The sequence below is a fragment of the Streptacidiphilus albus JL83 genome, assembly GCF_000744705.1.
GTDB classification, from domain to species: domain Bacteria; phylum Actinomycetota; class Actinomycetes; order Streptomycetales; family Streptomycetaceae; genus Streptacidiphilus; species Streptacidiphilus albus.
The window spans coordinates 571,298-596,729 of record NZ_JQML01000001.1 but is presented as its reverse complement, the minus strand read 5'-3'; the positions used below and the strand labels follow the sequence as shown (position 1 = coordinate 596,729).

30 protein-coding genes are annotated in these 25,432 nt (G+C 69.6%); 12 read left to right on the top strand and 18 right to left on the bottom strand.

The window, feature by feature from the left end:
* Positions 1-128: 128 nt before the first annotated feature.
* The gene (locus BS75_RS51280) at positions 129-752 is read right to left on the bottom strand and encodes a hypothetical protein (protein WP_052069123.1); all 624 of its coding nucleotides are present in this window, start codon (positions 750-752) and stop codon (positions 129-131) included.
* A gap of 277 nt (positions 753-1,029) precedes the next feature.
* Between BS75_RS51280 and BS75_RS02765 the strand changes: the two genes are divergently transcribed.
* Complete coding sequence (locus BS75_RS02765; RefSeq protein WP_034087061.1) at positions 1,030-1,605, top strand: hypothetical protein; 576 nt, start codon at positions 1,030-1,032, stop codon at positions 1,603-1,605.
* Between the two features lie 8 nt (positions 1,606-1,613).
* Here BS75_RS02765 and BS75_RS47700 read toward each other — a convergent pair whose 3' ends face one another.
* The 4 genes from BS75_RS47700 to BS75_RS02750 form a co-directional block, all read right to left on the bottom strand.
* Positions 1,614-1,838: a hypothetical protein gene (locus BS75_RS47700; protein WP_152646276.1), complete on the bottom strand. Its 225-nt coding sequence runs from the start codon at positions 1,836-1,838 to the stop codon at positions 1,614-1,616.
* Positions 1,839-2,052: 214 nt separating this feature from the next.
* Complete coding sequence (locus BS75_RS02760; RefSeq protein WP_160312322.1) at positions 2,053-2,268, bottom strand: serine protease inhibitor; 216 nt, start codon at positions 2,266-2,268, stop codon at positions 2,053-2,055.
* Between the two features lie 122 nt (positions 2,269-2,390).
* A complete protein-coding gene (locus BS75_RS02755) occupies positions 2,391-2,657 on the bottom strand; it encodes a hypothetical protein (protein ID WP_034087059.1) in 267 nt (88 codons plus the stop codon).
* A 297-nt stretch (positions 2,658-2,954) separates the two neighbouring features.
* Positions 2,955-3,287 (bottom strand): MBL fold metallo-hydrolase, encoded by a 333-nt coding sequence (locus tag BS75_RS02750; protein WP_081983188.1) that lies wholly within the window; start codon positions 3,285-3,287, stop codon positions 2,955-2,957.
* 267 nt (positions 3,288-3,554) lie between these two features.
* On the opposite strand from BS75_RS02750, the gene BS75_RS02745 reads away from it, so the two are divergent.
* The 6 genes from BS75_RS02745 (at position 3,555) to BS75_RS02720 (ending at position 8,542) form a co-directional block, all read left to right on the top strand.
* Positions 3,555-4,109 carry a TetR/AcrR family transcriptional regulator gene (locus tag BS75_RS02745; RefSeq protein ID WP_052069121.1) on the top strand — a complete coding sequence of 185 codons (555 nt, stop codon included), beginning with the start codon at positions 3,555-3,557 and terminating at the stop codon, positions 4,107-4,109.
* Complete coding sequence (locus BS75_RS02740) at positions 4,106-4,807, top strand: VC0807 family protein (RefSeq protein WP_052069120.1); 702 nt, start codon at positions 4,106-4,108, stop codon at positions 4,805-4,807. The genes BS75_RS02745 and BS75_RS02740 overlap by 4 nt, the downstream gene beginning before the upstream one ends.
* 331 nt (positions 4,808-5,138) lie before the next feature.
* Positions 5,139-5,903, top strand: a complete 765-nt coding sequence (locus BS75_RS02735; RefSeq protein ID WP_034087057.1) for an alpha/beta hydrolase family protein — start codon at positions 5,139-5,141, stop codon at positions 5,901-5,903.
* Between the two features lie 79 nt (positions 5,904-5,982).
* The gene (locus BS75_RS49835; RefSeq protein ID WP_331281396.1) at positions 5,983-6,441 is read left to right on the top strand and encodes a transposase family protein; all 459 of its coding nucleotides are present in this window, start codon (positions 5,983-5,985) and stop codon (positions 6,439-6,441) included.
* Between the two features lie 311 nt (positions 6,442-6,752).
* On the top strand, positions 6,753-7,742 hold the full coding sequence (locus tag BS75_RS02725; protein WP_052069119.1) for an ice-binding family protein: 990 nt from the start codon (positions 6,753-6,755) through the stop codon (positions 7,740-7,742).
* 575 nt (positions 7,743-8,317) lie between these two features.
* Positions 8,318-8,542, top strand: coding sequence for a hypothetical protein (locus BS75_RS02720; RefSeq protein WP_034087055.1), 225 nt, complete (start codon positions 8,318-8,320; stop codon positions 8,540-8,542).
* 606 nt (positions 8,543-9,148) lie between these two features.
* On the opposite strand, the gene BS75_RS02715 is transcribed toward BS75_RS02720, so the two are convergent.
* The 6 genes from BS75_RS02715 to BS75_RS02690 all read right to left on the bottom strand — a co-directional run bounded on the left by BS75_RS02715 (position 9,149) and on the right by BS75_RS02690 (position 15,483).
* Positions 9,149-10,687 (bottom strand): hypothetical protein, encoded by a 1,539-nt coding sequence (locus tag BS75_RS02715; RefSeq protein ID WP_034087054.1) that lies wholly within the window; start codon positions 10,685-10,687, stop codon positions 9,149-9,151.
* 103 nt (positions 10,688-10,790) lie between these two features.
* Positions 10,791-11,033, bottom strand: coding sequence for a hypothetical protein (locus tag BS75_RS02710; protein ID WP_034087053.1), 243 nt, complete (start codon positions 11,031-11,033; stop codon positions 10,791-10,793).
* Positions 11,034-11,140: 107 nt separating this feature from the next.
* Positions 11,141-11,701: a hypothetical protein gene (locus tag BS75_RS02705; RefSeq protein ID WP_034087052.1), complete on the bottom strand. Its 561-nt coding sequence runs from the start codon at positions 11,699-11,701 to the stop codon at positions 11,141-11,143.
* Between the two features lie 172 nt (positions 11,702-11,873).
* The gene (locus tag BS75_RS02700; protein WP_034087051.1) at positions 11,874-12,092 is read right to left on the bottom strand and encodes a hypothetical protein; all 219 of its coding nucleotides are present in this window, start codon (positions 12,090-12,092) and stop codon (positions 11,874-11,876) included.
* A gap of 252 nt (positions 12,093-12,344) precedes the next feature.
* The gene (locus BS75_RS02695) at positions 12,345-12,899 is read right to left on the bottom strand and encodes a transposase (RefSeq protein ID WP_231607659.1); all 555 of its coding nucleotides are present in this window, start codon (positions 12,897-12,899) and stop codon (positions 12,345-12,347) included.
* Between the two features lie 379 nt (positions 12,900-13,278).
* Positions 13,279-15,483 carry a hypothetical protein gene (locus tag BS75_RS02690; protein WP_156164198.1) on the bottom strand — a complete coding sequence of 735 codons (2,205 nt, stop codon included), beginning with the start codon at positions 15,481-15,483 and terminating at the stop codon, positions 13,279-13,281.
* Positions 15,484-16,127: 644 nt separating this feature from the next.
* Between BS75_RS02690 and BS75_RS02685 the strand changes: the two genes are divergently transcribed.
* The 3 genes from BS75_RS02685 (at position 16,128) to BS75_RS02670 (ending at position 17,938) form a co-directional block, all read left to right on the top strand.
* Positions 16,128-16,334 (top strand): isochorismatase family protein, encoded by a 207-nt coding sequence (locus BS75_RS02685; RefSeq protein WP_034087049.1) that lies wholly within the window; start codon positions 16,128-16,130, stop codon positions 16,332-16,334.
* A 180-nt stretch (positions 16,335-16,514) separates the two neighbouring features.
* Positions 16,515-16,844, top strand: coding sequence for a hypothetical protein (locus BS75_RS02680; protein WP_034087048.1), 330 nt, complete (start codon positions 16,515-16,517; stop codon positions 16,842-16,844).
* 485 nt (positions 16,845-17,329) lie between these two features.
* On the top strand, positions 17,330-17,938 hold the full coding sequence (locus tag BS75_RS02670) for a dienelactone hydrolase family protein (RefSeq protein WP_042440608.1): 609 nt from the start codon (positions 17,330-17,332) through the stop codon (positions 17,936-17,938).
* A gap of 32 nt (positions 17,939-17,970) precedes the next feature.
* Here BS75_RS02670 and BS75_RS02665 read toward each other — a convergent pair whose 3' ends face one another.
* Positions 17,971-18,693 carry a GNAT family N-acetyltransferase gene (locus BS75_RS02665; protein ID WP_034087046.1) on the bottom strand — a complete coding sequence of 241 codons (723 nt, stop codon included), beginning with the start codon at positions 18,691-18,693 and terminating at the stop codon, positions 17,971-17,973.
* Between the two features lie 724 nt (positions 18,694-19,417).
* On the opposite strand from BS75_RS02665, the gene BS75_RS02655 reads away from it, so the two are divergent.
* On the top strand, positions 19,418-19,579 hold the full coding sequence (locus tag BS75_RS02655) for a DUF5670 family protein (RefSeq protein ID WP_034092266.1): 162 nt from the start codon (positions 19,418-19,420) through the stop codon (positions 19,577-19,579).
* Between the two features lie 412 nt (positions 19,580-19,991).
* Here BS75_RS02655 and BS75_RS02650 read toward each other — a convergent pair whose 3' ends face one another.
* Entirely contained in the window at positions 19,992-20,369 is a 378-nt protein-coding gene (locus BS75_RS02650; protein WP_034087044.1) for a nuclear transport factor 2 family protein, read from the bottom strand.
* Between the two features lie 17 nt (positions 20,370-20,386).
* Here BS75_RS02650 and BS75_RS45895 point away from each other — a divergent pair, with 17 nt between their 5' ends.
* Complete coding sequence (locus tag BS75_RS45895; RefSeq protein WP_152646284.1) at positions 20,387-20,587, top strand: transposase; 201 nt, start codon at positions 20,387-20,389, stop codon at positions 20,585-20,587.
* Positions 20,588-20,771: 184 nt separating this feature from the next.
* Here the strand turns inward: BS75_RS45895 and BS75_RS02645 are convergent, their stop codons facing one another.
* The 5 genes from BS75_RS02645 to BS75_RS02625 all read right to left on the bottom strand — a co-directional run bounded on the left by BS75_RS02645 (position 20,772) and on the right by BS75_RS02625 (position 25,423).
* A complete protein-coding gene (locus BS75_RS02645) occupies positions 20,772-21,311 on the bottom strand; it encodes an NUDIX hydrolase (RefSeq protein ID WP_174515097.1) in 540 nt (179 codons plus the stop codon).
* Positions 21,312-21,363: 52 nt separating this feature from the next.
* A complete protein-coding gene (locus tag BS75_RS02640; RefSeq protein WP_034087042.1) occupies positions 21,364-22,698 on the bottom strand; it encodes a hypothetical protein in 1,335 nt (444 codons plus the stop codon).
* A gap of 238 nt (positions 22,699-22,936) precedes the next feature.
* The gene (locus tag BS75_RS02635; protein ID WP_034087041.1) at positions 22,937-23,749 is read right to left on the bottom strand and encodes an ExeA family protein; all 813 of its coding nucleotides are present in this window, start codon (positions 23,747-23,749) and stop codon (positions 22,937-22,939) included.
* Positions 23,746-23,952, bottom strand: coding sequence for a hypothetical protein (locus BS75_RS49060; protein WP_034087040.1), 207 nt, complete (start codon positions 23,950-23,952; stop codon positions 23,746-23,748). Before BS75_RS49060 ends, BS75_RS02635 begins: the two co-directional genes overlap by 4 nt.
* Positions 23,942-25,423, bottom strand: coding sequence for a DDE-type integrase/transposase/recombinase (locus tag BS75_RS02625; protein ID WP_231607658.1), 1,482 nt, complete (start codon positions 25,421-25,423; stop codon positions 23,942-23,944). Before BS75_RS02625 ends, BS75_RS49060 begins: the two co-directional genes overlap by 11 nt.
* Positions 25,424-25,432: the final 9 nt, after the last annotated feature.

Sequence of the window (25,432 nt, the reverse complement as noted above, 5' to 3'; positions counted from 1 at the left end):
TTGACCCCGTCCCGGTGGTGCACCTTCGAATCCGGCCGCGATTGCGTGAATGATCCTCGCGAAGGTGCGGCGGTCCCGCCGGTGGGAACCGAGAGGGATCGGTTCCCACCGGCGGCTGGTGAGCAGGCTCAGCAGGGGAGGGTGCTGTGCCCGGCTGCGCCGGTCGCGCCGGTGGTGCCGTTCGCGGTGAGGGTGGCGGCGGTGCCGTTGCCGCCGGGCTTGCCGGGGCACACCGGGCTGGCCGCGCCACCGGCACCGCCCGTGCCGCCCTTGTAGGTGCCGCCGGCCGTGGAGGCGCCCCCGTTACCGCCAACGCCGCCGGCGATGCCGCTACCGGCGTTGCCCACCCCGCCCACGCCACCGATGCCGCCGGTGCCGCCCTGGGTGGCGGCCCCGCCGGAGCCCCCGGTCCCGCCATTGCCGTTCGCGCCGCCCGCGCCGCCGGCACCACCGCCGCCACCGGTGCTGCCAGTGCCGGTGCCGTTGCCGCCGCTGCCGCCGTTTCCGCCGTTGCCGTTCGCACCGGCGGCGCCACCAGTGCCGCCCAGGCCACCGATGCCCCCGCTGCTGCTGACACCGTTGGCGCCGTTGCCGCCGGGCGAACCGAGGGCGGGGTGGATGACTGCGGGTCGGATGTTGGCGGTGCCGGTGGGGCTGGTCGCGGAGGCCAGGGTGGGCGCTGCGGTGAGGCCGGCCACGGCGATCGTGGCGACGAGGAGGGTGCGGGAGAGCGTGCTGCGCGTGGAGCGCATGGGGTGTCCTTCGGTTTTTGCGGTCCGAGATGTTCTCGTACCGACAGTTGATGAATTCCCGATATTGCTGATCACAAACAATTTAGATAGTTTGTGTCCGAAAAGAGATGGTGAAAAATCTCGCTGCTCCTGAAAAAGACGCGCCGGGGGAGTGGGTGCGCGTCCTGCCGGTGCCCTGCCCATCGACGGGGTCCCGCGTAGGGTGCACCCGAGGCGACCAGGTATTTTGCTGCGACAGCTCGCCTCGACGTCCCCGTGCTCCACAGGAGAACCACCCATGCAAACCCCCATTCCCACCGCCACGGCCCCCGACGTGCCGGTTGCGGGCACTGCGACGCAGCAGCGCGCTCGACGTGTGCTCGTGGGGATGGCGGCCGTGGCGGCTGTGGCTCTGCTCGGCACCGTGGCGTGGGTGGTGCGCATTCCGCTGCAGCAGCTGCCCTACACGACGGGCCGGTCCGGCATGGCCGGATCGTTCACCGCGCAGACGTGTGTCACGAAGTTCAGCGGCCGCAGCGGCCTCACGACCTGCCGGGGCACGTTCGTGGCAGCGTCGGGCACCTTCTCGGACCCGTCCGTGACGGTCTACAACGACGGCGTGCACGTCGGCGAGCCGGCGTCCTACCGGCGGACCTCCAGCGGCGGCTACGTGAGGACCGGCGCCGGACCTGCCGGCAGGGACATTGCCGGGATCCTCGCGCTGGCGAGCGTCGCCCTGCTGATCGTCGAGGGTTTCCGCGCTGTCGCGCGGATGTGGCCGGGCAGGACCTGGCGGTCCGACTGGGGCTGGAAATGGGGGATCGGTGGACTCTTCGCAGCCGTCGCCCTGCTCGCGGTGGGGTCATTCGGCTGAGGACTGGTTCATGTCCCGACGGATGTCCTGACGGCGGTGACGAAGACTCCCTCGCCACCGGTCTTCACTGTCGTCCTGGTGCCGCCGATCACCGCGAGGGCCACGGCGATGGCCAGTACGACGAGGATGGCCGCGCAGCCGATCCCGAGGCAGCCCCGCATTCGTCTGCGTCTCGGTGGGCGGACGGGACCGTAGGGATTGTCGGCGGTCGGCCGCCACGCGGGCTTGTCCATGTGCGCCTCCGGCTGGGCTGAATATTTCTTCCGTGGGGCTACTGCCCGGAATCCGGGCCGACAGTGCGGGAATCCGAGAGTCCGGAAAACCGGGAGGGCGTGGGGCTTTCCCCCTCCACCCTGCGCCGCCCGGCCCCGACCCGGCCTGCGCCGCCCGGTCCCGACCCGGCGGCACCCGCCGAGCAGCCGACCTGCGCTGTCGTGTTCACCACGGTCAGCCGATACGTGGCACCCGCGACACGGTCCGCGTCGCCTCCTCGAACCACAGCCGTACCCGGTCCGTCCGACAGTCCGCCGTGACGCCCGACCCGCTCGCGACCGGCCAGACGTTCAGGGCCGGCGCTGCCTCGCGGAGGCTCTGGACTGCCTCGTCGACGTCGACGCCGACGAGCTCCGGCCATTCGGTCCTGCCGTACTCGGAATCCGCCATGTCCCGCACTGTACGGGCGGCCAAGGGCATTGCCCACAGTCGAACTCAAGCCTCGCCGACCGGTCTTGACGGTCGGGCGACCCGATCTTGCAGGAGTCCCGCCGATGTCGGGCCTCCCGCTGTCAGGCCTCCCGCACTGCTTCGCCGGCGTGGATGCCCTGCATGACGATGCTGAACGATCGCACCCTGCCGAGGGGGACCCCGGTGATGGCGTACGGCTCGGTCTCCGGGTCGGGCACGGTGCTGCGTGGGTCGATGTACAGGACCCCGTCGGCGACCGCGAGCCGGCCGACGGTGATCACGTCGAGGTTGCTGGTGCCATTGGGGTCGGGGACCAGCGCCTCGTGGAGGTGGACTTCATGGATCTGCTGCCAGATGAGGGGCGTCATGACCCTCGCCTTACCGCGAAACGGGGCGGCATGCCTTCGCGGGCGAGTGCCACGCCGTTCGGCTCGACGAGATCGGCGTCCTGCGGCCCGATGCTCTACCTGGCCGCTGGGCATGAGGCGTTCGGGGACTGTGTCATGTGGAACGGCTGCGGGTGCGGCGGCCTCCGGCGAAAGGCCGGTCAGGACGGTTCCCCACCCACGTGACGGGGGTTGGGCGCAGTGGCGGATCTCGACGCGGTTCCGCTGCCGTGGTGCGGCTGCTCGGCCGAGGTTCGGGGAAGCCAACCGGCCGCTCCGTCAGCAGGTTCCTGCCAGCCGGGCCACGCGGACGGCGTCGTCCGGCGCTCCGGTGAACGGCTCGCCGTGGCCGGGGAGCAGCAGGCCCGCGTCGAGGGGCGCGAGGGCCGAGAGCGAGGCCAGCGCCTGCTCGGTGCTGTGGGTGAAGGCGGCCGAGACGATGGTCGGGCCGGTGCGTCCGACGATGCCTTCCTGGGTGACCAGTGCGTCGCCGGTGAACAGGACCCCCTGTGCGGGGAGGTGGAAGGCCACGCTGCCGGGGGTGTGGCCGGGCGTGGCGACGACCTGCGGGCGGCCGGGTACGTCGAGGGTGCCGCCGCCGGCCGGAAGCATCTGGGCGGACCGGACGGCGGGGGTGCGGAAGGCGCCGTACGAGCAGCTGACCACTGCCCGCGACTGGAGTCCTGACTCCTACGAACAGTGGCTCGCCGCGATGCTCCGCACCACGCTGCTCACTCCTCCGGGCTGACCGGAAGCCGTGGGTGCCGCCCCCGGCGTCTCGACAGTGTTACCTGGGCGACGTACTTTTTACTCGTGCAGGTAAGCGGCAGGGGCGGCGACGGCAGATCATTCACCACGACCGCGCGCCGGGCGCAGATCGTGCGGGCCGCGATCGAGACGATCGCCGAGGTCGGCTTCGGTCGGGCGTCGTTCGCGCGGATCACCGAGCGGGCCGGCCTGAGCAGCACGCGGCTGATCTCGTACCACTTCGCCGGCAAGGACGAGTTGATCGAAGAGGTGGTCCGGGAGGTGACGTCCGGGATCGGCGGCTTCGTGTCCGAGCGGATGAAGGACCAGAGCAGTGCGGCGGAGGCACTCCGCGCGTACATCCTGGCCACGGTCGAGTTCGTCGGGGGCCACCGCACCCAGATGAAGGCCCTGCTGTCGATCTTTCTGAGCGGTGGGCTGCACTACGACTCGTCCGCCGACGAGCTCGTCACCTCGGTCATCGAGCGAATCCTGACGGAAGGTCAGTCAGTCGGTGAGTTCCGTGACTTCGATCCCCTCGTGATGGCGGTGACCATTCGCCGCGCCGTCGAGGGGCTGCCGTTTCTGCTGGAGTCCCATCCCGACCTGGACCTGCGCAGCTATGCACAGGAACTGGTGACCATGTTCGAACTGGCGACCCGTCGGGAACGAGGGGAGATCGGATGAGCAGTGGCCGGAGCAACGAAGGCGGCGACAAGCCCCCGGGCAACCTCGCCCTGCACATGGTGGTCATGCTGGCGACCGACCTCGTGGGTCCGATCGCCCTGTATTACGGCCTGCGTGCGGCAGGCATCGGCAACGTCGTCGCCCTGACCGTCGGAACGGTGCCGCCGCTGCTCGGCGCGGTGGTCAAGTTCATCAAGCAGCGCAAGGTCGACGCGCTGGGCGTCTTCGTGGCGGTGGTCTTCGTGTTGAGCATCGCCGCCTCACTCGTCACCGACAGCCCCCGGTTCCTGCTGCTCAAGGACGGGTGGCTGACCGGCGCGGCGGGCGGGGCCTTCCTGGCCTCGCTGTGGGGCCGGCGGCCGCTGGCCTTCGACTTCTCCCGTCCGCTGCTGGAGCGGCGGTTCTCGTCGGGGGAGGAGACCTGGGACGACCTGTGGGACCGGAAGCCGGGGTTCCGTCGGATCTGGCAGGTGACCACCGTCTTCTGGGGGGTGGGCCTGATCCTGGACGCCGGGCTGCGGGTGGTCATCGCCTACGCGCTGCCGGTCGACCTGGTCCCGCTCTGGAACGGCATCCAATACGGCGTCTTCACGCTGCTGATGCTGGTGATCACCAATATCTACCAGGCCAGGGCCGGACTGTGGGACATCCTGCAGCACGATGCGAACACCGGCGAACCGGCGCCGAGCGCTCGGTGAATCCGGGTACATGGGACGGACGTTGGGATTCAGTGGGCCTGCTACCGGGCCGGCGGGGCCCCGCAGCCCGGTCGGGTCAATTGCTCACGAATCCGGGCACGCCCATGGTCCAGGTCCTGATCGGTAGCCCTGATCGGGCGTCAGGAGAAAGCTGTGGTCGGACCGGTGGCCGCTCTGGTAGCTTTCCGTTGGCCGTGATCCAGCGCCAGGAGGTGAGACCCATGAAAGCAGTACTCGTATGGGTGCTCCCCCTTGTCGCCACGGTCGGGCGATCTGCGTAAATGTCGCCGGGAGCGCCTCGAAACCAGGCACCCCCGAAAGGCAACACGCCATGAATACTCTGCACTTCACCGCCGAATCGACCGTCAACGGCATCGTCGCGCGCGATTTCACCGTCAACGGGGTCCCCGGTGTCCTATGGTCCCCCGAATCCGGCGCGGACCGTGCGCCGCTGATCCTGATGGGTCACGGCGGCGGCAACCACAAGAAGCACCCCGCGATGTCGGGCCGGGCCCAACACCTGGTGCACGGCTGCGGCTTCCACGTCGCCGTCCTCGACGCGCCCGGTCACGGTGACCGGCCGCGCACGGAGCACGACGAGCAGGAGATCGCCGCGCTGTTCGCGGCGCGGGCGGCCGGCGAGCCGGAAGGCCCGATCGTCGTCCGTTACAACGACCACCTGGCGAAGCTGGCCGTGCCCGAGTACCAGGCGCTCCTGGACGCACTCCAAGAGCTCCCGGAGATCGGGTTCGGCGGCCCGGTCGGCTTCTGGGGCATCAACATGGGTACCGCGATCGGCGTGCCCTTCGTGGCAGCCGAGCCCAGGATCACGGCCGCCGTCTTCGGCCAGCACTGGCCCGATGTGCTGGCCGAGAAGGCGAGGCAGATCACCGTCCCGATCGAGTTCGACCTGCAGTGGGACGATGAGCACATCTCCCGCGAGGAAGGTCTCGCGCTGTTCGACGCCTTCGCCTCGAAGGAGAAGTCCCTGCACGTGAACTCGGGCGCGCACAAGGAACTGCCCCGGTTCGAGGCCGACAGTGCGGTCCGGTTCTTCGCCCGGCACCTCGGCAGCGCGGTCATCTCGCCGGCCTGACATGAGCGGTGCGGTGTCCGGTCGGGCGGCCGACCGGCCGGATACCGCGAGAGGGTGGGGTTGAGCTCGTCATCCGCTGGTGGAGCGGCTGCGGTTGCTGCCTGATCCCCGGCGCCGGCGCGGTGTGCGACACCCGTTCGTGGCGGTGCTGCTGGTCGCGGCCTCGGCGGTGGTGGCCGGCGCCCGGTCGTACGCGGCGATCGGGCAGTGGTCCACCAGCGCCCCGCAGCACACGCCGGCCCGGCTGGGCGCCCGAACCGTCGGCGCGCTGGACGTGCGCGTCCCGCCGAGCACCGCCACGATCCGACGGATCATCGGCCGCGTCTGCCCGGGCGGCCTGGCCGACCTGACCGGTGCCGATCCTGCAAGTGCTCAGTCTTTGGCATCAACACACTCCGCGACGCCGGACACAGCAACATCGCCGCCGGCCTCCGCCACGCCTCCTACGAACCCTTCACCCGCCCACTCGACCTCCTGGGCATCGCCTGACCGGCGCACCCACCATATCCACTTCGTACGTTCCCCTCTGATCCTCTAAATTGCGGACCGACGGCATCAATTCGACCACAACCTACATCGTCAATCTGAATATTTCTAAAGCAGCGAGAAAAATCGATTCTTCAGACAAGTCACCCGTATGGCGCAGGGATCCGCCGCAGATCACAGCCTGGCTGAGGGCTAGTGTCTCGTTTCACGGTCGCCGTTCGGATGACCCAACAAGCGTGCTCGCAGGTGCGCTTTCACGTTTTCCGCGCATTGACGGCCGATTGACCCGACCCTCGCAAGGAGTTAGGCGCCTCAATGACAAGACTGCAGGAATCCACCCCATCCCGGCGGGTATTCGCCCGCATGGCAGCCACATCTCTGGTGGTGGCTCTCTCCGCCGCCGGCCTGGCGATGCTCCCCACAAGCGCCAGCGCCATCGGCGTAGCGGTCCCGCTCGGGACGGCGAGCAGCTACGCGGTCCTGGCCGGACAGAGCGTCACGAACACCGGCCCGAGCACGATCAACGGAGACCTCGGCGTGAACCCGGGCACCGCGGTGTCCGGATTCCCTCCCGGCACCGTCAAGGGAACCATCCACTCCGCCGACGCGAACTCACTGCAGGCGCAGAGCGATCTGGCCACCGCGTACAACAACGCCGCCGGCCAGGCACCCGACTCCAGCATCTCCGGTGACCTGGGCGGCCGGACGCTGACGCCGGGCGTCTACAAGGCACCCACGTCCATCGGACTCACCGGCACGCTCACCCTCGACGCCCAGGGCGACCCCAACGCCGTCTTCATCTTCCAGATCGGCTCGACGCTGACCACAGCGTCCGCCAGCCGGGTCCTGCTGGTCAACGGCGCCCAGCCCTGCAACGTCTACTGGCAGGTCGGCAGCTCCGCCACCCTGGGAACCGCCTCCACCTTCGTAGGCAACATCCTCGCCCTGACCTCCATCACGGTCACCACCAACACGACCATCGACGGCCGCGCCCTGGCCCGAAACGGATCAGTCACCCTCGACTCCGACACCATCACCCGCCAAACCTGCGCCACCGCCGGCGGTGGCGGTGGTGGTGGCGGCGGTGGTACTGGCGGTGGTGGTGGCGGCGGTACTGGCGGTGGTGGTGGCGGCACCGGCGGTGGTGGCGGCGGCGGTACTGGCGGTGGTGGTGGCGGCACCGGTGGCGGTGGTACTGGTGGCGGTGGTGGCGGCACCGGCGGCGGTGGTACTGGCGGCGGTGGCGGCGGCACCGGCGGTGGTGGCGGCGGTACTGGCGGAGGCGGCACCGGCGGTACTGGCGGCGGCATTCCGTGCCCGCCCAACCCCTGCCCGCCGCCCCCGTGTGACTGACGGTGGCTCGCAACCCGGCTCGACAGCCAACAGGAGCGCCTGTACGAAAGACGTAGCAGACACCAGGTAGCGATGGCAGTGCCTGGCGCGAGGCAAGCTGGCATCCCCAGTTCGTGGCGGCTCCCTGCGTAGCCCGGTCTGGACCTTGCTGGAGCTGTCCGTGCATTGCCGTCAGGGCGATGGGCAGCCGTGTTGTCGACGGCTGCCCATCGCGGTGGGCAGCCGGGCCGGACACGCTTCGCCTTCAAGTCGGTTCCACGGCGCGGGCTGACCGTCCTACTCTGCTCGAGCGCCAACCCGGGCGGCACGTTCCACCTCGACATGGAGATGCGATAAGCAGATCGCTATCACGGCGGTAGTCGGCAGTTGATCAGCGCGGCCGGTCGGCCAACGAGTAGGCGGCTGCCCGCTGGCCGCCGAGAGCCGGATCGCGTCGAGGAGAGATCCGCTCACAGGTCGGTGTCGAGGCACGGCACTCTGACCAGCGGCCCTTCTTGATCACTGGGACTTTGCATCAGCCCTGCCGGAGCAGCTGCTTGAATACAGCCAAGCAGCCGCATCGAAGGAGAGTCACGGTGAGCACCCCCGAGCAGGGCACGCATTTCTACTCGATCGCGATCCAGTACCCGCGTACCGACGACACGTTCGGTGTCGTTCACGCGCAGGGCACCTACACACCGAGCAAGAGGGAAACCCGGTTCGACGCGTTCGGCGAGATCTACGGCCAGATGATGGAGATGTACCCGCAGGCTGCCGACGGCGTGGTCCTCGCCTTCGACATCCAACCGAACAAGCTGTGACCGTGCCCGCACTTCCCTGACGGACGCCCGGCTCCGGACGAGCGCCAGGCCCTGTTAGGCCGAAACCCGACCACGCGGCGAGCGAGTCGGCTGTGCTCGACGGATACGGCTCCGCGCGGCTCGACCTGGTCCGTCACCACCCTTGAACGGTTCCGCCGGCCTGCCGGCCGCCGGCTTCGGAGTCCTGCCCGATCTGCCTGCTCTTCGACCTGGACCCTGGACCCTGGACCGTCGACCGGATTCACCGCGACCGGCGAAGTGGCGCCGCAGTAGAGGCTTTCTCGCCCGATTCGAGGCAGGCTGCCCGAGCCGCCGATCAGACGGCGGTGCTGGACGCCTGGGTGAGGACCCGACACCGCATGGACGCCTCCATCCCCGCGTGCTCCGGGTGAACTCCCTTGTATGAGCCCGGCTCCGATGGAGGGACGCCTCCACCTGCGTGAACTGCGGGTCGGGGAGAGGGCCGAGTGATCGACCCGGCCGCCGGACGACGGCGACGCCTCTGAACTCATCGCCCGATCGCTGCTCCCGGACCGGGGGTGGGCCCGAGCGATTGGGGCCTGTCCGGCGGATCTTGTCGGACAGGCCCCGGCCGCAGTCGTGCCGTCAGCCCACCGCGTACGCGTTGACCACCGTGGTCGTGGTGGTATCGCCGTGGCTGTCGGTGACCTCGGACCGCAACGACACCAGGCCGGCGGCCGGGTCGGGCACGGAGGTGCTCCAGGCGCCGCCGGAGAGCCTGACCGGGACCGCGTGCCAGCTCCGGCCGCCGTCGGTGGAGTACCAGGCCTGCACCTTCTTCACCGAGTCGGAGAGCTGGTGCACCAAGTCGTCGTTGGACGCGGGCCGCTGCAGGTCCAGCGCGACCGTGGTGTGCGCACCGGGCGCGGCCTGGTCACTGGCATTGAGCCCGGCAGGGGAGAAGCGGGTCAGGTAGGCCCGGATCTGCCGGTAGGCCGTCAGGTCGGTGTAGAAGTGGAAGGCGACCGAGGAGGCCGTGGACAGCGCGGTCGCGGGCAGCGCCCGGTCGGGCGAGCGCCTCGCCGAGACGGTGAGGTCGTACCAGCCGCCACTGGTGAGGATCGGGTTGAGGGTGGCCTGGCTGTTGCCTCCCAGACTCTTCGACAGCAGCGTTCGGCCGCCCTTGGTCAGCTTGTAGGCCGCAGAGAACCCGAGGCCGTAGGGCAGCGCGGAGTCGGTGAACATCTGGTCGGTGTTCAGGTAGAGCCGGTGCTGCCCGGCCCAGACGTAGGGCAGGTCCCCGCCGGGCCCCCACGCCGCGTTGTTGACCGTCAGACCGTAGGACCTGCCGGCGCCGTAGTTGAGGGCGCTGCTGTAGAGGTAGTCCTGCGCCTGCTCGGAGACGGACCACGAGCCGGGGGACACGTGGGCGGTGATCGAGTACGGCAGCGTGGCGTCGAACGCCACGTTCCCGAGACTCCACATGCAGGGGGTGCCGCTGCTGTCCGTCAACTGGAGCTGCGAGTCGCCGGTCTCCGGGCCGCTGCGGGCGGACACCCTGAGAGTGGCCAGCGAGGACTGCCGGACGGTGGCGGACACCCCGCTGGGCAGGCCCTTCGGGTGGTCGCCGATGGCGACGAAAGCCGTCGCCGCCGCGCCCGGCCCGTTGCGCCACGTCGAGGAGTAGGCCAGCTCGAACGAGGAGTCGGCGGAGGGGATGACGAAGACCCTGCCCGCGCTGTTCACGGCGGACGCACCGTACGGGGAGTCCGCCGAGCATGCGGAGACCGCGACGGACTGGAGGTAGCCGGCGCCAGGGGCGGGGCTCAGCGACGCCTTCACGGCGCGGCCCTGCCGGGCGTCGATGGTCGCCCTGGTCGCGCCCGAGACCGTCAGCGTCCTGGCGCCGATGGTGTCGGTGCCGTCCGCGCCGTTCCAGATGTCGACGAACACCTGGTAGGTGCCCTTGGCCAGGGAGTGCGCCTGGCCGCTGCTCAGCTGGGCGAAGGCCTGTGTGCTGGTGTTGTACACACTGAGGGTGGAGCTGACCGGCTTGCCGCTCCGCCCCAGCGTGGTGACGGTCAGCGTGCCGTTGCCGCTCGTGGCGGACGCGCTGCCGGTGTTCCCCAGCAGGAGCGGCGTGAGTACCGCAGCCGCAGCCGCGAGTGTTGTGATGCGTCGCAAGGCGACCCCCCGTTCGATTGATGTGAGCAAAACGAGTAAAGCTAGCACACACGACCGACACCCCTTGAGGCTCCTGGCGTGCCAGGCAGGGTGTGGCTGCTGCTCACCTCAGCCGCCGCCGCACTCCGGACTGCCCGTGGGTTTCCGCCAGCAGGCCGTCGAGATCGGCGAGGGGAAGCGCGGTGCACTCGCGGGCTTCGTTGATGTCACCTTGGTCGCAGACTTGCATGATCTCCGCTACGTCGGTGCGGACGACAGCGTTGTTGCCGGGGTCGGTGAACAGCTCCCGGCTGCTTGTCGGGGCGCGCAGGTTCGAGTCCTGCCGGGTCTGCGGAAGGCACGCCACCTGCGCCTGTGCTCCGGCCAGGCGCGAGGTGCACTCCGACGTGACACAAGGTCATCGGCGCAATCGCGGGCAGAGCCACTCCCGAGGAGCGTCTTCAGGACGGTTGGTCAGTTCGACTGCTCTGGCCAGCCGGTGGGCGCGTCGTAGGTGAAATCGGCCTCCAGCAACGGGACGTGGCCGGTCGTATCCACGAGGAGAGTGACCTGGCCGTATCCGTCGGGTCTGGTCGCGGTGATGACGCGGTACTGGTGGGATGGATCCAGTGGCCCGATGACCCCATTGGGGAAGCCGCCTTCCAGGTCGACCGGGAAGTCGTTGTCGTGCATGCCGAGGAGCGGCGCGGCGGCCAGGGTGGACCCTGGGGCGACGCCGGCGAGAAAGCCGCTCAGGCAGGCCTGCGAGATGGACGTGCGCAGGTCGAAGGTCTCCCTGTCGTCGTTCCAACTGTCGGCGTAGGCGTACTTCAGCCCTCTCGTCCCGCAGGGCGCTTCCACCCCGAACCGGTGCAGCAGCTGGGGGAACGTGTGGTCGCCGGAGAAGGACTCGTAGGGGGAGCACACCTCACGCGAGTCTGCGCAGCCGGTGGCCCAGCCCGGCCAGCCGCAGGCGATCGCCACCGTGGCCGCGACGAGCAGGGCACCGCAAGCCGTGAAGACGGCGATCGGCACCAGCCGCGACCTCTGCCGAGTGGGAGGCGCGTCATTCTCAAATCGGCCGACGGAGAGAACCATCCGAACACGCTAGCGGATCATGTGGGCGGCTGGGGCCGCTCGGCCGAACGGCGGTTGGGGCAGGGCTTGTCGGAGTGGTCGCGCTTCTCGACGGACACTTCCGGCGGCGCTACGCCGCGACGGGCTCGGGTTCGTCCTCGGCCTCGCGCGGCCGTCCGTCGCGCACCGCGACGGCCGCGAGGTAGGCGTCGACGAGCTTGTGGTACTCGGCCCGCTGCTCGACGGTTCCCGGCGAACGTCCGGGCAGGCCCCGCAGGTACGCCCGGATTGCCGCGTTGGCGCGGTCGACGGCGCGCTGCGGGTGCTGGGTCGAACTGGGAGAGGCCATTGGTCCATTCTCTCAGGTCGAACGGACACGACATGACCACCTCACGTGCCGTCAACTTGCATGCCCGGACCCGACGGCCGCTACCAGTCACTCCGTGTGCACTTCCGCTGCGGGGCGGCCAGCTGAAGCCGGGGCGACTCCTGTTGAAGAGTGACTTCGAGGCAAGATGCGGTCGGTCAGCTGGTAGGCCCAACGTCCCCGACCGCAGAGTGTCCTGAGCTTGACTCTGTCGGTGGTCTTGGTTGGTCAAGGTCAGGTGCCGAGGGTGCGCCAGGACTTGGATCGGGGAATCGACTGCTGGTCCAGGAAGGCCTGGAAGGCGGTGGGCGGTCTCGATGATGAGGGTTTCTCGGTCTCTGGTTGGCTGCTGAGTCGTTCGATGTTCACGGCGATGGCTGTGAGGACGTGTTGCAGGTGGGCTTTCGGCTGTCCTCGGTAGCGGCAGCGGCGCATGCCGTGGCCGTGGGCGAACCCGTTGATGGTGCCCTCCACTCCGGAGCGGACCGCGTAGCGGGCCTTCCATTCGGGTGACTGCTGCTCGGCGCGGACGCGGACTTGCAGATCACGGAGTTCCTGTGGGGGAAAGCCCACGTTGCGGGCGTCGCTGGAGCTGGTGCACCGGGGCCGGTCCGGGCACGGCTGGCACTGGCTCTTGGTGAATCGCGCCACGATCAGGGGTGCCGCGGTGGGTGAGGAGGTCGGGTAGGGGCCGTGCCAGCCTGCGCTGACCTGGCCCTGGGGGCAGGTCACTTGTCGGCGGTCGAAGTCGATGTGGAAGTCGTCGCGGTCGAAACCCTCGGACCACATCGGTTGTAGGCGTGGGTGGCGTCACAGCAGCCCCTTGGGAGGGGCGTCCGGTGAACTGCGGCGGCCCGGCACGCAGGGTGCCGGGCCGCCGACTGCCGTGGTCATGCCCCAAGGACGATTTCCGGAACTAATGATCTGAACTCAGAGCAGTCCCTAACGACTACAGTGCCAACGTAGTCCGCGCTTTCCTGTAGGTGTAGGACGCAACGGCTTCCGGAGCCACGTTGGCCGGGAATGCTCCGTACTCGTCCCGACTTGCCCCGTGGACGACACCGGCGGTCCTCCGCCAGGCGGCGGCCCCGCCACCGGGCAGCCGGTCAGCACCCCGTACCGGTCCGCCGCTCGGTGTCTGTGTCCGCATTGGGGCTCTTGGTCGGTGTTACTGGTTGCAGGGGGCGTTGGTGGGAGGTTCGGGAGAGGTGTTGGTGATGACGAGGGTGTTCTGGCCGCCCGTGTTGTCCCGGGCGTTGGAGAGGTTGTGGCCTGGGACGGTGTAGGTGTATCCGCCGATGGTGAACTTCCAGTAGCCGATGGTCTGCATGACCAGGGGGGATTCCTCGATCCAGCCGAACTGTCCGGGCGGTACCTCGATGTCCGTCGTCCGCGAGGTCTCGTCGTCGTCGACCCAGGTGTGATCGGTCGAGAAAGTGGCGCCGAGGCCGAGGGACGTGAAGGGGCCGACGGACACCTCACCGCCGACCGACCAGTCGGAGCCGGTCAGGTGCTTCCACTCGGCGCCCAGCGTGGCGGTGCTGGAGGGGCTGTTGTTGTAGAGGACGTCGCCGTACACGCAGGCGGGTGCGTTGTAGGGGACCGGGGTGCTGGTGTCCTGGAAGACGCAGTTGGACGTCTTGTCGCCGGCGCAGGCGGCGGCGGCGTGTTCGAGCGCGAGGTTGAGGATGCCGGGGGCGGTGGCGCCGTCTCCACCGAGGTTCCAGACCTGCTTGTGGTTCGGGTTGCCGTCGCCGCAGGGGGATGCCTGGATGACCCAGGGAGCGCTCAACTCGGAGTCCAGGGTCGCTGTGAGGCAGAGTGCCGCGCCGGCCTTGTGGATGCGGTAGCCCGTGGGCTTCCCGGTGCTGTCGGTGGTCGCAGGTTCGAGGTACCACTTCGTCACCGCGGACGCGCCGCAGGGGTATACGCCCACCTCCGAGTCATCGTTGGCGATACACCCGAGGGTGAGGTGGTTGAGGATGGTGAAGGTGCCGTTGGTCGCGCCGGGAACGGGTTCGAGGGCCCACTTCTGGCTTGTTGATTGCGGGTCGGGGGTCTCGCGGTTGACGGGCTCGAACGTGGTGCCAGGGATGGTGTCGAGGTCTTGGTTCAGGTCGGGGAGATGGATCCTGAGGCAGTCCGGTGCCCCGGCGCCCGCGCAGTGGTCGGTTGAGATCGGGGCCGGTGCGCTCCAGTCGAGCCAGGTGCCCGCCGGCGAGTCGGGGGTGCCGGCGGCGAGCTGGTCGATCGCGTACATCGTGGCGGAGGCTTGATCGACAACGATGACCGTGAAGGCGCCTGCGGCGGTGCGGGTGACGGTAAGGGCCGTGGCCGACACCCCGGGGTGCGGGGGCCAGCCCCCGTCCCAGATGCCGGTGGCATCGGTGCCCGGGATGAGGGTGTGGGTCTGGGAGCGGTGGACGACGGTGTGGTCGCTGTTGAAGCCGAAGACCGACAGGCGTCCGTCGCTGGCCGCGGCGACCACAGGCGGTGAGGTGAGGGCCAGGCCGAGGTCGTAGGGGTGGCCGGTGTCCCAGGTGCCGTCGGGAGTGGCTGCGGTGCCGGACTGGGACTGGGCGACGGTCCACGGGTGGTGGTCGCTGCGGTTGGCGAAGGCCTGCAGCAGGGTGCCGTTGCCGCGCGTACTGGTCTGCCCGGTGCTGGTCCTGTAGGCGTTGGCCACCAGTTGGGGGTTGCTGATGAAGTCGGCGCCCAGATCGGTCCAGGGTGCCCAGTTGCCGGTTGGCAGCGAGGCCTCCTGGGTGCTGGGCTGCTTCTGGCTGGTCGCGTTCAGGTGACCGTCGCTGGTGCGGGCCGCCAGTGCGATGCGACCGGCACCAGTGACGACGGCGGCGGGGTCACCGGCCCACGGCCCGCCGCCCAGCTTCTCCCACGCGCTCCAGCCCCCGTCGTTGGGAGCCTTCTGGGCGCGATGCCACAGGGCGTCGTCCGCACCGCGCACGAACAGCTCCAGGCGGCCGTCCGAGTTTCCCTGGACCTGGCCGCTGGCACGGGTGGAGGCGGCGGCGTTGTTGTCGGTCACCACGACCGGCGTCCCGGCCGCCGTCGTGCCGGGCGGAGTCCCCATGTCGCTCCAGGCGCCCCAGCCCGACGCCTCCTGCGCCTGGAACCAGACGTGACCGGAGGCACGGGTGGCGAAGACCTCCAACCCGCCGTCCAGCCGGTGCCCGACGACGGCGTTTCCGGTGGTCTGTCCGCCAGTGTCGATCCACGCGCCCCATTGGGCGGTGGCGTGGCTGCGCTCGCGCCGCAGCAGGCCGTCGGCGGGAGTGCGGGCGAACACCGTCGTGGTGCCGTCCTGGGCGATGGTCACGACCGGCGCCCCGGCCGTGGCCGGGGGCTGCGCCACTTTCCGGGCCTCCCGTGCCTGTGCCGCGGGCGTGACGGCGGCCGGCAGCAGTCCGGCCGTGGCAAGTGCGGCGACGAGCACCAGGTGCAGAGCCCGCCTGCGCGGACGGGCCGAACGTCGGCGGGAGCGGATGGGGACACGTGGGAATCTGTGCATGAGCAGACCTCCGGGGACAGCGGGACGAGACGCTTGTGCAGGACACGCGAGCGGTCCGGCGGCCGGTGCAACCGGAGCGGGGAACGCGCCCTCGGGGGTGTGGCTAACGGCCGGACACAATGGCAGCGGGCGCCGATATGCACCGGGCACCGGTGATGCTCCGGTTGCCGAGAACCCTCGCGCCTTGGCGGGTCGGCCGCCCGGTGGCGGCGGCGCGGCCGCAATCACTGCTCCAAGGGGCGATCCGGCCTCGAACGCAAAGAGAGGGGCACCCCTGGCCCGGCGTGGCCTGCGCCATTCGGCCCCGCGGACGCGCCGGTGTCATAGCATTTGAAAGATCCACTGACACCTCATCAAGGGCCATATTTGCAAAAACTATCCGTTTATGACTCAAAGTCAACGAACGACCCGGACCTGCCGCTCCCCCCACAGGTGGACCCGGCAGACCTTCAACACGGTCGTCGTGGCGGGCAAAGCCTCCGGCGTCTGTGTGGTCCACCGTGCGGGACGCGGCGGCGCCGGGCTACCGGGCGGTTCTGGTCGCCGACGCCGCCGCGACCTACTCGGACGAGGCGCACAACACCACCCTGACCGTGGTCCACCGCTGCTTCGGCGACGTGGGGACAGCCGCGGAGGTCCTGGCCCTGCTGCATGCGGGAGGTCCCGGTTCGCCGGCCGGGGCCGGGGCGCCGTGAACGCTGTCTGCTCAGCTCCGGCGTCGGCGGAGGGAACCGGTCGGCCGTAGGCTCGCGGTCGAGGTGCGGAGGTCCGAACACGACCGGGAGGCCGCGGCGGGCGGCCCTGGGACTGGCTCGACTCCGCTGACATCATCGCGCCTGCCCGGGCGTACCGGCTGCGGTGGCCCCGTCACAGGGATGATCACACCAGGGAGGGCACGGACATGGGGACCGGACCAGATCGCTGACCGCATCATCGAGGACCTCGCAAGGGGCGGCCAGGTCCGCGTCCTGGGCGGCGCGCCGAGCGAGCAGAAGCACCTGGTCCACGACGCCGACCGCCGCTGGCTGGGCATCACGGCCAGCTTCGCGGCACCGGTCGTCACGCTGTTCGCCGGCACCCTGAACGACGCCGGCGGCTTCAATCCCCCGGTCGCCGACTCGGGTCCGCCGGACGCCGAGGACCGGGCCGCGCTGGCCCGGGCCGTGAGCGAGTTGTGGCAGCTCCTGGGCCGGGCCGACGTGTGACCGCCGCTGCAGCCGGCGCGTCGCCGACGTCGACGTGGGAGTACTGCCTGTCCGCCGCGGACGAGCTCGTCCTGTGGGACCTGGCCCGGAGGGCGGTCTTCGGGGGGCGTTTCCTGGACGGCGATGAAATCGCACGGCGTCAGCGGCAGCAGCTGGCCCTCGCTGTCCCGGCTGAGCCGTCCGCACAAGCACTCCTGTTCGGGGTCGCCCCACTCGATCAGGCTCTCGTCGTCGGGGCAGCGCAGGTGCACTCCGGGCAGCGCGCTCCAGTCGGTACTGGGGTTCGGCTCGGGCAACCGCACGATCCGAGATCTCCGGTGGCCGGGCGTCTCAAATGACCCGGTCGTTGCAGGTCACAGCCCTGGCCCTGGACCAGATCATTTGAGACGGGACACAAACCGGCAGGTCACAGCAGGCTCGTGGTTCCAACTGCCTTGTCCAGGCACAGACGACGACCGGTAGTACCCTCGGGCACGATGAGCGTCATGGCACACATCGCACTCTTCCACTCTGTGCTCGGCCTCCGCCCCGTCGAGCTCCTTGCCGCCGAGAGGCTTCGCCGGGCCGGGCACGAAGTCGTCGCCCCTGACCTCTTCGGTGGTCTGGTGGCGACCACCCTTGATGAAGGGTTCGGGCTGGTGGAACAGGTGGGCTGGGACACCGTGATGCAGCGCGCTCGGCTGGCACTGGAAGGCATGCCGGAGGACACGGTGCTGGTCGGTGTCTCCATGGGCACTGGCGTGGTCAGCGGTCTGTGGCCCGAACGGACCGGTGCCGCCGGGATCCTGCTCCTGCACGCCACGGCCGAGGTGCCGGTCAACTCCCGCCCTGGTCTCGGCATCCAGCTGCACGCCGCCGACCCGGACCCCTTCGCTCCTCCGGAACGCGTCGCCGCCATGGAGATGACAGCCAAGGGATCCGCATCCGTCCTGGAGGTCTTCCGCTACCCCAGCGCCGGCCACTTCTACACGGACCCCGCCTCACCGGACCACAACGCAGCCGCAGCCGAGCTGACCTGGGCACGGGTCGTGGATTTCCTCCGCCGACACGATCCACAGCTCGCCCCCGAGAGCCGGCCGCAACGGGTCGGATGACGGCGTGCCCGGCCGCCCTGCGAGCACAAGGCCTACGCGAGTTCGATGCTGAGCTGGGCGCCCAGCTCCCGGAAACCCAGCGCGAGTGCGACCCGTCGGGAGGCAGGCACCCGGGCCCGCCACTGGGGCAGCAGATCGGCTGCGAGCGCGTGCGCCGCCGTCGCCGAGCCCGCCGTCCGGGCCAGTCCCCGCCCTCGCCACGCGGGGGCGGTCAGCACACTGATATGGGCGGTCCGGCCCGGCCAGACCCGGTATCCGGCAGCGGCGACCACGTGGCCGCCCTGGCGAACTACGAACGCGGGCGAGGTAATCTCCTCCAAGCCGGCTTCCCCGGTGTCCTCCTCGCCCGCGAGCTTCTCCAGGCCACGCAGGTCCTGGTGCTCTCCCGGCAGTCGTTCCACCGTCAGCAGACCGGGGTCTACCGGGCGGAACCCGTCCGCGGACACATACGCCAACGCAGCCGGCCCGAGTACCCGGGCCACCGACAGCACCTCGCGGACCGCATCGGCATCGGCTACAGCCTCCACCGGCAATCCAGTCAAGGCATCGTGAACCATCGCGGCCGTGTCCTCGCTGGGCGCGGTCACGATCGCCGATCCTCCCAGCGTCACAACGCCAACCCATCCGGCCGGACACAGTCCCGACTCGGCCGAGACGACCACGCGCACACCCCCGTTCGGGGCGAACGAGACTGGCACCGAGGCCAGGCGCTCCCACAGCCCACGGGCTCTGACCAGCAAGGGATCTACCGACATGACCCGATCCTGCCAGTCCGGACACCCCGCGGGCCTGCGGAATTAAACCAATGAGATCACTACCAAGGAACACAAACCCCTGCAAAGCGGGTCTTCGAACGTGGGAACGAGGTACCGAGGAACCGACGGCCGTCACACCGGGTGCACGCTCGTTTCCTGATGACGGCTCATGGGCACTGGGACTACCGTCGGTCCAGGATCTGCTGTTCCTGGCCCGCCGCCCCGACCAGCCCGCGCCGCCGCGCGCGGCAGCACCCGGCCCGGACGCTGTAGTGCGCCTGCGGGCCCGGGCCTTGTGCCAGCGGAGCGCTGACCGCCGCCCTGGGGCTGGGGGGGCCTTGCTGGCGGCGTCGCTGGAGGGGCCGGTGACGGTTGTCCGGGCAGCTGGCGAGGGCCAGAGGAGGACGGTGGCCGCGACGGCGGGGCTGATGCGCACGGGCAGTATCCCTGGCGCGCCGGCCGCAGTGCCTGTGGGTTTCTGTGGGATGGTCACCGATCCGGTGAGGGGCCTGCCGGAGTGCCGCCGGTGGAGGACAGCGGGGATGTCCTGCGGGGGAGCGGCCTTGACGATCACCGGGTTTGAAGTCGTCACCCACAGCTGCCGTCAGCGGGCTGTCCCGGTCCTCGGCCTGGGCGTGCGGGGGCCTGTGGCCTGCGTCGGGGCGATTGCGATGCATAGTCCGGAGGGCTGGGGGCAGCAGCCTGGTGAAGGAGGATGATGACAATGGGTGCTGTTCTGCTTGTTCTTCTGCTCGCTCTGATCCTGGGCGGCGCGGGGTTCGCGATTCATATTCTGTGGTGGGTCGCGGTGGTTGTGCTGGTCCTGTGGGTCATCGGGTTCTTCGCCCGTAGCAGCGGCGGAGGCGGTCGCTGGTACCGATGGTGACCCGGCACACGCCGTAGCCGAAGCACACGCCTGGGGGCGCACCGACCGGTGCGCCCCCAGGCGTGTGTCGTCCCGGCCGCACAGCCTGTGTCGTATGCCGCGTGCGCCTCGGCGGTATTCCGGGGTAGGGGAGAGGGGAGGGGTCGGCGCCGGGCAGCCAGCGTGTGACCCGCACGTATCCTCCGGGCGCCCCGCCGACCCCTGCCTCCGGTACCCGGTTGTGTCCGGCCCGGAACCCGCCACGGCCAAGAACGGTCCGTGCTCCGCGCGTGTCCTTTGACAGCGAAGCTAGTCCGTAGCAACGTGCTGACCTGGAACGACTAGTGCTGTGACCGCATAGGTTCGCCGGGTTGGTCGTCGTGGCGGTTGGATGTGCCGGTTCAGGAGAAGGACGGCGCCAGAGGAGAACGGCTCAGGCGGCGGACGGCTCGATCTCCCCCGCGAAGACGATGACCTGGTCGATGAGGCTCCGCCGCAGATGGACGACGTCCGTTCCCGCCAGGCGGGGGCCTCCATCCGGCGTCGTGAAGGCCCACTGGTACCGGGCCCACTCGTCCGGCATGTCCACCGCCGAACAGCGCGTCATCGTGCCGGTCCCCGCGGGGTGGCGGCGGATGTCCAGCACGAACCGCTCGACCGCCTCGATCCCCTCAGTGCGGCCCAACGGTCCCCAGAAGACCACGTCCGAGGTCAGGGCCTGGGAGAGCAGCGCAGTCACATCGCTGTCGTCCGAGGCGTTGAACGCGGAGATGAACGTGTCGATCGCGGACCGCGCGGTGTCTTCCTGCATACACCAGTAATAGCAGTCTGCGCCGCTGCCGCTACCGAGGACAGCCGAAAGCCCACCTGCAACACGTCCTCACAGCCATCGCCGTGAACATCGAACGACTCAGCAGCCAACCAGAGACCGAGAAACCCTCATCATCGAGACCGCCCACCGCCTTCCAGACCTTCCTGGACCAGCAGTCGATTCCCCGATCCAAGTCCTGGCGCACCCTCGGCACCTGACCTTGACCAACCAAGATCACCGACAGTGTCAAGCTGAGGCGATGGCGTCAATCCGACCAGCGAGCGTGAAGTCGGCCTCGGTCGGCACTCCACCCGCGTCAACGGCCGCATCGCCTGCCGCCAGCCGCAGTGACTCCTCTGCCCGTCTCCTCGGTGTGCCACGAGACACGGGCAGGGCGCGGCTCTATGCCACCCGCATGTGGTGCAGCAGCAGAAGCGCGGCAACGGCGTTCGCGGAGCGTACGTCGCCCTTCGCGACCATCTCGGGCACCCGAGCCAGCGGCACCCATTCGCGCCGCTCGGATTCGAAGTCGTCCTCCGGATGCCCCACATACTCCGCGCTCTCCGACCAGTACACATGGTGCAGCGCATCCGTGAGCCCGTTCGACGGCTCCACCGTCAGCAGATGCTTCAACGGGCCCGGACGCCAGCCCGTCTCCTCCAGCATCTCCCGTGCGGCGGCCGCCTCCAGCGATTCCCCGGCTTCGACGACTCCGGCGGCGAGTTCCCAGCCCCAGGTGTCAGTGATGAAGCGGTGCCGCCACAGCAGCAGCACCTCGTCGTCCTCGTTGACGCAGGTGGCGAGGGCGACGGGCCGCAGCCGCATCAGGTAGTGGTCGAGGTGGCGGCCGTTGGGGAGTTCGACGTCGGCGAGGTTGATACGCAGCCACGGGTTCTCGTACACCGTGTGCTCGCCGAGGTTCTTCCACACCGAATCCGACACGCCCGCGCCCCTGCTCTTCCGTCCGTCAATACCTGCCGACGCTATCGCAGCGCTACAGCGGTACGGACAGTGACGCGTCGATCTGCTCCACAGCCTCCCGTGTGGCCGAGGAGCCGTGGCCGGCGAGCTTGGCGCGCAGGGCCACGAACCGGTCCCGCAGCCGCTGCGACTCCATCCCCGAGGCGATATCCAGGGCGGTCAGGGCGTTCGCGGCGGCCAACTCGGGCTCGCCGCGACCGAGGTCCACTGTCGTCAGGGTGGCGAGGCGGTGGACGCGACCCCGGGCATGGGCCTGACTGCGAACCGCCTCCTCCGCGAAGGTGTGGGCCGGACTCCAGTCCTGGAGGCTGATCAACGCCTCGGCGAGCTGGGCTTCGACGAGCCCGGGCTGAACGTAGCCCGTCTCCGGCGGTTCCTCGTCGGGGCGGATCATTGCCGCTGCGGCCTCGGCGCGACTCATGGCCCGGTGGGCGGCACGGATGTCGCCGAGACGGGCGAACGCTTTCGCCTGCATGGCGTTGAGGTCGGTGGCCAGGCCAGGACTGATGTGACCGCCTGCGGTACGCAGACCTGCTTCGGCGAACGCGACGGCCTGCCGGTAGTCCTTCAGGAAGACGGACTGGTTGACGAGCAGCGCAATCACGTAGCCGCCGAACGCCCGGTCACCTGAGGCCTTGGCGAGGCGCAGAGCATGGTGGAAGTAGCGCTGGGCCAACCCTTGGGCGTCGGAGTCGTAGGCGCAGATCCCGGAGACTGCGACCAGGCCCCCGGAAGCTCGGCACAGGTCGCGGCCGACATGGTCGGTGTAGGAACCGCGCAGGAGCGGGGCGGTGTGGCTGGTGAGGAACCCGACGATGCGTCCCCGAGTGGCGACACCACCGGATGCCCGGTACATGCTCTCGTAGCGGGTACGTGCGGCGCGCAGCATCTCGACGTCGCTCAGCCCGACGCGTGGGGTTCCGGTGCGGGATACATCGAGGTCGTCGGGCGGGTTCTCCCATTCCCACACGGGCATCACGGCAGCCGTACCGACCAGGGCCGGGGCGGCTTGGACATCGGCACGCTGCTGCTGGTCCGAGCGCCACAGGGCGGTGGCACGCTCGACGAATCCGGCCAGGGCGGTGGGGGGCGGGGTTGCGCCGGGCTTGCCCATGCCGATGTCATCGTGGCTGAGGAGCCGTTGCAGACGTTCGCTCAGGATGTCGCAGATCAGGTCGGGGACGATCTGGCGGGGGCGTTGGCCCTTGAGCCAGCGACCGACGGCGGTGTGGTCGTAGCTCAGTGTCCTTCCGCGTGCCCATCCGGCGGTGTTGACACGGGCGGCAAGCCCGGCGTGGGACATGCCTGCTTCGTCGAGTAGCGCGTCCAGCAGGCTGTTCGGCTCCATGGCTGATTCCCGTCAGGTGACGTTCCGTGAGTTGACGCTAACGGATCTCGATTCACACGGGGTGTGAATCGAATACCGCACCCTGCCCCCTGCGCACCCTGCCGCTGTCGACCATGGGTGTTGAGCGACGTTCGTTGTGGTGATGACGGCGTCATTGGTTTTGGTGCTGGGCAGCGACGGGAAGGGCCGGTCCGACGGAGTCGGACCGGCCCTTGTGTTCATGTCGCCGCGGTGATGCTCACTCTGTCGTGACTTCGGCGACAGCGGCGCGTGCTGACGCCTCGTCGACGATGGTCTTGTTCTGGACGAAGACGTCGAGCAGGGCCTGGACGGCAAGATTGTTGACCGCGCGGGGCAGTCCGCGCCCGGTGGTGTGGATCAGTTGGACGGCGTCATCGGAGAACAGCGGGTCGGACCGGCCGGCCAGGGCGAGGTGGTGTTTGAGGTAGCTGCCGGTCTCCTCGCCGGTCATCGGGGGCATCGCGAACCGCAGCGCGATCCGCTGGTCCAGCGCGGCCATGGTGCCCATCTTGATTCTCCTGCGCAGGGTGGGCTGGCCGATCAGCAGGCAGGCGAACGGCGACGCGGAGTCCATGTCCTGGTTGGTGAGCATCCGCACCGACTCCAACTGGTCGTGGCTCAGCAGGTGGGCCTCGTCGAGCACCAGGACGGGGACGCGGCCGCGCTCGGCGCGTTCGGTGGCCAGCGCGTCGGCGGCCTGCGGGATCAGCGCGGCAGTATGCGGGTGCGGGCTGCCGCCCAGCGCGGAGACGATCGCGCGGTGGATCCCGCGCGAGCCCACGGCGGGGTTGCCCAGGTAGATGACCTGATGGCGGACCGGGTCCAGAGCTGCCAGGGCGGCGCGGACAGCGACGGTCTTGCCCGCGCCGACCTCCCCGGTGACCACCCCGATCGCGCGCTCCGCGACCGCCCAGCTGATCCGGGCCACCGCCTCAGCATGCGCGCCGTGACGGTGCAGAGCCCCAGGGGCCAGGCTCTTGCCGAACGGCATCTTGGTGAAGCCGAAGTACTGCTGCAGGCGCTCGATCACCGCGTCACCTGCGCGTTCGCGGCCCGCTGCAGGGCGTCGGCCCGGTCGAACAGGGCGAAGGCCAGACGCGCGGCGGTGAACACGGCCTGGTCGGCCAACTCGGTGTCACGGAGCTTCGCGCGCTGGCAGACACGGTCGGCCAGGTCCAGCGCCCGAGTCGACAGCTCCCAGGCCCGGTCCAGTGCTTGCAGGTCAACCGGCACGGTGATCCCCTTCGCTGTCGCTGTCGCTGTCGCTGTCGCTGTCGCTGTCGCTGTCGCTGTCGCTGTCGCTGTCGCTGTCGCTGTCGCTGTCGCTGTCGCTGTCTTCGTGGAGGAGGGCCTTGTAGTTGATGCGTCCGGCGAGTTGTTCCTGGTGGGCGGCGTCCAGCAGGGCGAGGTAGTTGACCCCGGTCGCGGCGGCGGGCTGTTCGGGTGGGAGTTCGGGGCGGGCCTTGGGGTGGGAGTGGCGGCGGATCTCGAAGGGCGTCGCGGCGCCGAAGCTGCGGCTCCCGTGGCGGACCTCGATGTTCTCCAGGTCGAAGGGGTCGAAGACCAGCTCGACCTTGCGTCCCGCCAGAGCGGGTTCGACCTGGTAGGAGTTGGACTGCAGGCGCACGGTCGCAGTCTTGGACACGTTGCGCCACTCGGACCACAAGAACGCCTCCCGCAGCAGGTCCGGATGCGGCAGCCGCGGGCCCTGGCCCTTCTCCCAGCCCTCCTGCCAGCGGGCGAGTGGTCCTTGACCGGTCTCGGAGTGCTTGCGCGGGTGGTACTCGGTCTCCACCCAGGCCGTGAACTTCCGGTTCATCTCCGCCAATGCCGCTGCGGCCTGGTCGGCGGGCCGGTCGGCCAGGTCTGCGGTCTCGATCAGGAACTGGCCCCGAACCGTGCGGAAATAGCGTTCGATCTTGCCCCGGCCCTCCGGTCGACCGGGTCGCGAGTGGACCAGCTTGACCCCCAGGACAGCGCAGGCCCGCATCAGCCAGGAGTCCACGAACGGCGACCCGTTGTCCAGATAGACCCCTTCGGGGACACCCCGGGACGCCAACGCGGGACGAAGCGCGACCGCCAGGCGCACGGTGTCCTCAACGAAGCCGAACCGGGCCGCCATCACCGCCCGGGAGTGGTCGTCCAGGAACGCGAACAGGATCGTCTTGCGCCCGGCGACCAGCGGTCCGTGCAATGCGTCACCGACCCACAGCTCGTTCGGGCGCGAGGCCTCGAACCGGCCGAAGACCTCCTTCGGCCGGTCCTGGCCGAGCTGGTCCAGGCCCAGGCGCACGAAGTGCCGCTGCAAGGTGCGCTCCGAGGGCGCCCACCCCGAGTGCGCCCGCAGCACCCGCGCGACCTGCACCGCCGTGCGCCCGGGGTTCTCCCGCTTCAAGCCCGCCGCCAACTCCAGCACCTCGGCCGGCGTCCTGGCCGCGACCCGCATCGCGTTCGGGACCAGCGCCTCGAAGCCGCCCACCCGCCAGGAGCGGATCCACCGGTCCAAGGTGCCCCGCGCCACCTGCACCGGCTCCCCGTCCAGGCCGACATGGGTCAACGCGGCGATCTCGCGCACCAGCACTCCGCGCTGCTTGGCCGACAGCGCCGGGTCCAGCGCGTCCTGGACCACCCCGTAACGGAACAGACCCACCAGGCGGGCCCGCTCCGCGCGCTTGCGCATCTCTTCCTCGTACTGCGATGCCACCGGCACCGA

Coding starts and splice junctions, on each gene's coding strand:
- BS75_RS02735 (WP_034087057.1), top strand. CDS start 5,139: ATGAATACTCTGCACTTCACCGCCGAATCGACCGTCAACGGCATCGTC.
- BS75_RS51280 (WP_052069123.1), bottom strand. CDS start 752: ATGCGCTCCACGCGCAGCACGCTCTCCCGCACCCTCCTCGTCGCCACG.
- BS75_RS02680 (WP_034087048.1), top strand. CDS start 16,515: ATGATCACACCAGGGAGGGCACGGACATGGGGACCGGACCAGATCGCT.
- BS75_RS02760 (WP_160312322.1), bottom strand. CDS start 2,268: ATGGCGGATTCCGAGTACGGCAGGACCGAATGGCCGGAGCTCGTCGGC.
- BS75_RS02750 (WP_081983188.1), bottom strand. CDS start 3,287: ATGCTTCCGGCCGGCGGCGGCACCCTCGACGTACCCGGCCGCCCGCAG.
- BS75_RS02740 (WP_052069120.1), top strand. CDS start 4,106: ATGAGCAGTGGCCGGAGCAACGAAGGCGGCGACAAGCCCCCGGGCAAC.
- BS75_RS02665 (WP_034087046.1), bottom strand. CDS start 18,693: ATGTCGGTAGATCCCTTGCTGGTCAGAGCCCGTGGGCTGTGGGAGCGC.
- BS75_RS02695 (WP_231607659.1), bottom strand. CDS start 12,899: ATGTGGTCCGAGGGTTTCGACCGCGACGACTTCCACATCGACTTCGAC.
- BS75_RS02765 (WP_034087061.1), top strand. CDS start 1,030: ATGCAAACCCCCATTCCCACCGCCACGGCCCCCGACGTGCCGGTTGCG.
- BS75_RS02640 (WP_034087042.1), bottom strand. CDS start 22,698: ATGGAGCCGAACAGCCTGCTGGACGCGCTACTCGACGAAGCAGGCATG.
- BS75_RS02655 (WP_034092266.1), top strand. CDS start 19,418: ATGGGTGCTGTTCTGCTTGTTCTTCTGCTCGCTCTGATCCTGGGCGGC.
- BS75_RS47700 (WP_152646276.1), bottom strand. CDS start 1,838: ATGGACAAGCCCGCGTGGCGGCCGACCGCCGACAATCCCTACGGTCCC.
- BS75_RS02700 (WP_034087051.1), bottom strand. CDS start 12,092: ATGGCCTCTCCCAGTTCGACCCAGCACCCGCAGCGCGCCGTCGACCGC.
- BS75_RS02755 (WP_034087059.1), bottom strand. CDS start 2,657: ATGACGCCCCTCATCTGGCAGCAGATCCATGAAGTCCACCTCCACGAG.
- BS75_RS02670 (WP_042440608.1), top strand. CDS start 17,330: ATGGCACACATCGCACTCTTCCACTCTGTGCTCGGCCTCCGCCCCGTC.
- BS75_RS02650 (WP_034087044.1), bottom strand. CDS start 20,369: ATGCAGGAAGACACCGCGCGGTCCGCGATCGACACGTTCATCTCCGCG.
- BS75_RS02725 (WP_052069119.1), top strand. CDS start 6,753: ATGGCAGCCACATCTCTGGTGGTGGCTCTCTCCGCCGCCGGCCTGGCG.